10 protein-coding genes are annotated in these 6,562 nt (G+C 37.9%); 4 read left to right on the top strand and 6 right to left on the bottom strand.

The window, feature by feature from the left end:
* Together F6K13_RS12700 and F6K13_RS12705 are read left to right on the top strand one after the other, a co-directional pair.
* Positions 1-559, top strand: a 559-nt coding sequence (locus F6K13_RS12700; protein WP_287287533.1) for a LysE family translocator, incomplete at its 5' end; no start/stop codon positions are given.
* A gap of 146 nt (positions 560-705) precedes the next feature.
* On the top strand, positions 706-1,716 hold the full coding sequence (locus F6K13_RS12705) for a dihydroorotate dehydrogenase-like protein (protein ID WP_124146833.1): 1,011 nt from the start codon (positions 706-708) through the stop codon (positions 1,714-1,716).
* 538 nt (positions 1,717-2,254) lie between these two features.
* Here F6K13_RS12705 and F6K13_RS12710 read toward each other — a convergent pair.
* The 6 genes from F6K13_RS12710 to F6K13_RS12730 all read right to left on the bottom strand — a co-directional run bounded on the left by F6K13_RS12710 (position 2,255) and on the right by F6K13_RS12730 (position 5,472).
* Entirely contained in the window at positions 2,255-2,950 is a 696-nt protein-coding gene (locus tag F6K13_RS12710; protein WP_124146834.1) for a Uma2 family endonuclease, read from the bottom strand.
* 177 nt (positions 2,951-3,127) lie between these two features.
* Entirely contained in the window at positions 3,128-3,220 is a 93-nt protein-coding gene (locus F6K13_RS35115) for a hypothetical protein (RefSeq protein WP_240041671.1), read from the bottom strand.
* Positions 3,199-3,351: a type II toxin-antitoxin system HicA family toxin gene (locus F6K13_RS12715; RefSeq protein WP_240039137.1), complete on the bottom strand. Its 153-nt coding sequence runs from the start codon at positions 3,349-3,351 to the stop codon at positions 3,199-3,201. Before F6K13_RS12715 ends, F6K13_RS35115 begins: the two co-directional genes overlap by 22 nt.
* Entirely contained in the window at positions 3,344-3,556 is a 213-nt protein-coding gene (locus F6K13_RS12720; protein ID WP_124146835.1) for a type II toxin-antitoxin system HicB family antitoxin, read from the bottom strand. The genes F6K13_RS12715 and F6K13_RS12720 overlap by 8 nt, the downstream gene beginning before the upstream one ends.
* Before the next feature lie 322 nt (positions 3,557-3,878).
* Complete coding sequence (locus F6K13_RS12725; protein WP_124146836.1) at positions 3,879-4,064, bottom strand: hypothetical protein; 186 nt, start codon at positions 4,062-4,064, stop codon at positions 3,879-3,881.
* On the bottom strand, positions 4,057-5,472 hold the full coding sequence (locus F6K13_RS12730; RefSeq protein ID WP_124146837.1) for an ATP-binding protein: 1,416 nt from the start codon (positions 5,470-5,472) through the stop codon (positions 4,057-4,059). Before F6K13_RS12730 ends, F6K13_RS12725 begins: the two co-directional genes overlap by 8 nt.
* A gap of 200 nt (positions 5,473-5,672) precedes the next feature.
* On the opposite strand from F6K13_RS12730, the gene F6K13_RS12735 reads away from it, so the two are divergent.
* Both F6K13_RS12735 and F6K13_RS12740 read left to right on the top strand, forming a co-directional pair.
* Positions 5,673-5,855 (top strand): hypothetical protein, encoded by a 183-nt coding sequence (locus F6K13_RS12735; protein ID WP_124146838.1) that lies wholly within the window; start codon positions 5,673-5,675, stop codon positions 5,853-5,855.
* A gap of 84 nt (positions 5,856-5,939) precedes the next feature.
* Positions 5,940-6,562, top strand: a 623-nt coding sequence (locus F6K13_RS12740; protein WP_287287535.1) for a DUF4058 family protein, incomplete at its 3' end; no start/stop codon positions are given.

Genomic DNA, 6,562 nt, shown 5'->3' on the forward strand with positions numbered 1-6,562 from the left:
GTATGGCCTTGCTACAGGACTAGGAGCGGCTACTGCTCATACTACCTATAGTTTTATAGGATTTTCAGGACTCGTTGCGGTTAAATCCTTATTATCAAATTACCTTGGAATATTAGAAATAATAGGTGGTTTTTTTCTCTGCTACTTTGGAGTTTCTAGTATCCGCAAAGATATATTTGATATCAATGCAGATAATATGCAAAAGTCAGGATTAATCAAAACTTATCTAGGATCGACACTTTTTGCCCTAACAAATCCTAAAAGTATAATCGTAGCGAGTATCCTAATAACTGAGTCAGAAATTTTTAATATGATTGACTATAATGAAGTTTTTTTATTAACTGTAATCCTATCCAGTATTTTCATTGGTTCAGCCCTTTGGTGGTTAATCTTAGTGACTTTCCTCAGTTTTCTGAAAAAAGTCTTAAACCAAATGTATTTGGTTGTTTTGAACCGTATTGCTGCAGCCTTAGTAATCTTTTTTGGTCTATTTTTTTCGGTGTTGGGATTCGCAAAGATCTGGCTTTTTCCTCACAGCACCTTACAATTTATGGGCTAGAATTTGTAAGTAGCTCGATGCCGAATAGGTGTTTGTTGGGTTTATCCTACGGATGAGCTGCACTAACGGGTTTCCTCAACCCAACCTACGCCTTCTACGCCTTTTTCGCTTTTGACTTTTGACTTTTGAATTTTGAATTAAACATTATGGATATTACGACAAATTATTTAGGATTACAATTACGTTCCCCATTAGTTGTAGGAGCTGCTGCACCTTTAACCGAAGACTTAGATAATCTCAAACGGATGGAAGATGCTGGTGCTGCTGCAGTAGTTTTACATTCTTTATTTGAAGAACAACTTCGTGAAGAACGTTTGGAATTACAACATCATTTAGAATACGGCACAGAAAGTTTTCCAGAAGCTCTAACTTATTTTCCCGAACCAGAAGTATTTCATGTCGGTGTTTCGGAATATTTAAAGCATATTAGTCAGGCAAAAAAAATGGTAAATATGCCAATTATTGCCAGTTTAAATGGTTCAACCATTGGTGGCTGGACTCATTATGCTAAAGAATTAGAGGCTGCTGGTGCAGATGCTTTAGAGTTAAATATCTACAATATTCCTACTAATATGGATATGACTGGGGAACAAGTAGAACAGAATTATATTAGTATTCTGCAAGCTGTTAAATCTGAGGTAAATATTCCGGTTTCTATTAAACTTAGCCCCTTTTTTAGTAACATGGCAAATATGTCGAAAAAGTTGGTAGAAGCAGGGGTAAATGGATTAGTTTTATTTAACCGTTTCTATCAGCCAGATATTAATATTGAAGAGCTAGAAGTTGTAACTAATGTGTTATTAAGTACGCCACAAGCAATGCGTTTACCTATGCGTTGGATAGCTATTTTGTACGGTAGATTAGAAGTTGATTTTGCAGCAACTAGCGGCGTACAAAAAGGGCAAGATGTGATTAAAATGGTGATGGCAGGTGCGAATGTAACTCAGCTAGTAGGTACTTTATTACGTCATGGAATTAATCATATTCAAGTTATCGAAAATGAAATGATTCATTGGATGGAAGAACATGAATATGAATCAATAGCACAGATGCGCGGTAGTATGAGTCAAATTAATTGTCCTGATGAGAGTAAATTTGAAAGGGCGCAATATATGAAAGCCATTCAAAGTTATAAACCAGCTCAGAGTTTGGTTTAATTAGCAGTAGTAGGGTTTCAATAATGGATAATGGATAATGGATAATTGATAATTAGGGAGAGGTAATTAGGGTTTGCTGAAAAAGTCTAATGGTGATGATAGGCAACAGGGAACAGGCAACAGCGGTGCGACCCCGCGACGACGTTAGCGCAGCTCCTCCTCCGGAGGCTAGTTGCACCTGGTAGCGCACTCCTGTGAGGCAACAGTTTAGACTATCTACTACGGCCAAATTTTCTGATAGTCAGGGGAAAAGTACTAGCATTTTGAGGCGACAACAGCCAAAAACCTTGCACTTTTTCAAAATAAAAAACCCTAGAAACCTTTTCCGAAAAATTGTGGTTTAAAGCCTCCCCTTTTAAGGGGATAATAAAAAAAATTTTTCATTATTAGTCAATCCTCTCCTTGAAAAGAAGAGGTAATTATTCATTATTAATTGTTGAAAGACATTGATTACAATTTTATTCAGCAAGCCCTAATTATCAATTATCAATTATTGAAAATACCGATGCTGCTGGACATGATATGACTTAAGATATAGCTACAACTGTTCTGGATCAACACCAAGGGAACGCAACATTTGTTCAAGTCGTTCAGCTCTTTGTCGTTCCTGAAGTGCTTCCTCTTCTGGGGTCATAAACCTGTTCCCTTCAGAGTCATACCAATACAACCACTCTTGTTCGGAACGGTAATGATTACCAACTTCAGTTCCTATCCCCAGACCAATTTCTGGCATCCACACGGGATTTCCTTTTAAACGTTGGTATGCTCCATCTACCAAGTAATACACTTCAAATTGTTCGTGTTTGTCTCGCTTGGTATAATCTGGGTTATAGATGACATAATACAATACTCCCAACCGAGCGTAATCAATCATTTTTTCATTGTATTCACCCCCATAAGTTTTAGAAACAATCTCCAATACCAGTATCGGAACAACATAATTTTCCTCCCAAAGAACATAGGAGGATCGCAATTTATTATTTTTGAGTCGTGGAACTCCCAGACTGAGCAAAGCATCAGGAACTATAGCCACTCTAGGACTTGACCCGGTGGTGTGGAAAATTCCCATATTTACGCCAAAAAACCAATCAGAGTGATCGCCCCATAACTGATTTAAAATTAACATTAGCAGGTTAGGAATTAGAATTTGTATTTCGCGATCAACGGGTTTGTCGTCTGAATCAGGTAATTCGTCACTTGATGGTAGGTTGAGTAGTGGATTGTAGTTTACCATAATAATTTGATTGTGACATTTGAATTGTTTAATTTTAGTAAATAATTTGATGATTATAGAAAAATTTGTAGGGTGTGTATTTACGGATCAAATTTAGACTGTGGAAAGCATTTAACAATTCGTCATCATGCACCATTTTGGATGCGTCTGTCTATATCAATTCTTTTTTTCTGTCCATCATAAATTTGCGATAAACTCATCCGGGGTAATTTTAGCTTGTTTGAGAACGCCACTAAGAGTACCAATTTTTAATTCGTTATGCAGTGGCACGACACAAACAATTTTTCCATCTGGTAAGGGTTTTTTGAAGCGTGACTACCTGTTTGTCTGACTTGCTGGAAACCCAGACGCTCTAGGGTGCGAATTGCTTCTTTGCTGGAAATTCTTGGCAGTCTAGGCATAACTAACCTCAATATTGGTAACAAATCTTGGGGTTGTCTCGTCCGATGGCGGACACTCTTCGAGATATAGTCTTGTTGCTTCTTTAAGATTTGCTAGTGCTTCTTCAATTGTGGAACCTTGGTCAACTGTACCAATTTCAGGACATTCAGCTATATACATATCCTCTTCTCGGTAAACTATGGCAGTAAAGCTTTTTGTTTTCATGGGAATTTTTTGGGGAAGTGGTTTTGTCTATAGTAGGATACTTAAAAGGAGCAGTTTTGGCAAGAGAGGAAATGAGGAGCGATAGAACTCCGTTCCGCTGACGCGATCGCTCTTCTGTGCAGAGGATTCTTTTTTGCAGAATAAGATTTTACCATCAATATTGGGAAAAGCAGTCCAGTAGGGTGCGTTTCACTGCGTGACATGAAAATGAAATGTAACGCACCGCCCAAAATATTTCGGTGCGTTACGCTTCGCTAACACACCCTACTAGACTTGTGAATTTCCTCCCGCAACTCCTGACATTCTTTCAATTCTGGCACTCCTAATTCTGTGAAAATAGCGATCGCCTCATCGCAATACTGTCGTGACGCTTAGAAGGTGGCTCAATTAACTTCAAAGCATCTGCGTCAAGCTTCAATAATTCCAAGACATAATCAGCAGGAGGCAAACTAACTCTTCCTACCCGATCGCTTTCAACTTTCGACCCCGACTTAGATAAATCAACCATTTTCCCCATCCAACCTCTTTAAATTTTCCAACGACACACTACGAATTAAATTATGTTGTCTCAGCAGAAACTGACCACTTTCATCAACTCCCACTTCCTCAACCAAAAAGCGATCGCGCAAAGTCAGCAACGCCACCTCCTGCTCATCCTTACTACAACTCCAGTCTTCCAAATGATTCAACCAAAAACTCTCTGGCACCTCGCATCTATATATTCCAGTAGCACAAATCAACCGATAAGCATTAAGCGCATCTTTCTGCAACCGGAAAAAAGTCTTATCCAGTCGCAACTTGACTTTTTTCCGCAAGTCACGAGTATATCTGTTTAACCGAAACCTATCATCAGCACCAATTATCCCCTTACTTTTAGCCTCCTCAATACCCTTTTCCACCTCCTCAATTTCATTACCATACCTTTTCCAATAAGCTACCACATTACCATTAAAAGGTTTGCTGCCAATTTCTCCGGCAATCACCCGCAACGCCAAAGGATGACCCTCGTAAGCATTACCAATACGTTGTAAATAAGGTAGGTTAGGAGAATTTTCCTCAACCTCCAACCCAGTTTTCTCGAACAACTGCAACTGCTCCGACTTGCTCAAACCAGTCAAAGGTTGAGACACCCAGAAATTCTGATAACGTTCGGGAATTTGCCCAGGGAAATCTTGGGAAGTCAAGATAATGCGACTTTGACATTCTGGAGCAGCCAAAAATTGCTCAAAAAATCTCACCCACAACTCATCCTGAAAATCACTCCATCCCTCTTCCTCATTTCCCACCAAAATATTTTCCAGAGAATCAATAATTATCAGATACCGATGTTGCCGCAAACGATTAACTAATTTAGAGAGTAACCTTTCCACATATTGATAATCATCTTCACTGAGAGACACTCCCCACTTTTTCAACCACCGGAGAGCAACACTCCGAAAATCTTTAGTTTCTTGCTCATTATCAAAATTTTCCTGGCGAAACTTGCTCCAGTCTCCCTGCAAAAATTCTTGGTGTAGCTCCACCGCCAACTTTTCTGCCAAAGCAGTCTTACCAATACCACTAATACCAACCAGAATAACTAAGCGACAAGACTCTTTAACTTTTGTAGTTAATTCAGCTATCAGGTTTTCTCTACCCACCCAAACATCATCATAAGAAAAAAATTCAACAGTGGAATTTTGAGGTGAGGGAGGAGCGTTGTCCATAACTTCTTCCCAGTTAATCCCTACATTCTCACAAATACCAATAAAAGTATCTCGCTCAATGGGAAGACTGCGCCAAAAACGTTTTAAAGTTGCTTGTGAAGTTAGCGCTAGTCCGCACCAAGCACCCTCTGTTTTTGTCCAACCTTTCTTTTTTCTAGCTATATCAACCTTTTGTAGCCCCTCTTTAGAAGCTCTGAGAGTAACAGCCATATTTATATTTTTATATCTTCAAAGTAAATTTTATATCTTCTAAAGTAAATTTTTTATTCAGCTAAGTTTCAGTTTTAGCTCACTTTTTTTTCAAGGCAAAAGTAGTGAACTAAAACTTTTTTCTAAGGTGAGTCAAAACTTTGCTTAAAGTACAAAAATTTCATGTTCAGATAGAAATGTAACTAATAGGAGAAACCAAAATGTTTCCTAAAGAAGATATAGTTTGCACCAGTCAACCTAGCACAAATATTTTACCCATAGATCTAAATCCGTTATTAGAGCATGGAAATAGTCCAACCGCTATTATTATAGCAGTTGCTTTTCTACTCTGGGTGTTACGCCCTGTTTTGCTAGTTACTCTAAAAAGTCGAAAGAAGAAATAATATCAAGTCTGATAGAAATGTAATAATGTAGGGGCAAACTGCCCTTTACCCCTTAAAGATATAACGACCAAAGGAGAAAAATTAATGCCATCTCCATTTCCTGGTATGGACCCATATTTAGAACATCCCGATTTATGGTCGGGATTACATCTCTTTTTAATTAGCAATCTTGCTCAATTATTATCTCCCCAACTACGTCCAAAATATTTTGTTTCTGTAGAAGTCAGAATGTATGAAGACAACGATACAGAATCTTTACTTGTAGGTCTTCCTGATGTTTCAGTCCTGTCAAAAAAAAACCAAACTAACGAATCAAATTATACAGAATCTCAGGTTACAGCAACAGCAACTTCCACAAAACCTATAACAGTAACTCTGCCAATACCAATAACTATTCGCCAAGGATATTTGGAAATTCAAGAAGTAGCAACCAAGGAAGTTGTAACCACCATAGAAATATTATCTCCTTCTAATAAAAGAGGTGGAAAAGGCAGAAAAATATATCAAAAAAAACGAGAAAAAATTTTAGATAGTTTGACTAATTTTATCGAAATATATTTACTGCGTCGCGGTCAACGAATGCCTATTTTAGATCATAAAAGTAAAAGTCATTATCAGATTTTAGTGAGTCGCGGAAAGCAACGACCAAGAGCCGATCTATATGCTTTTAATATCCAAAATAAAATCCCTGAATTTCCATTACCATT

The organism is Okeania sp. SIO2B9, assembly GCF_010672505.1.
In the GTDB taxonomy this organism is placed as follows: Bacteria; Cyanobacteriota; Cyanobacteriia; order Cyanobacteriales; family Microcoleaceae; genus Okeania; species Okeania hirsuta.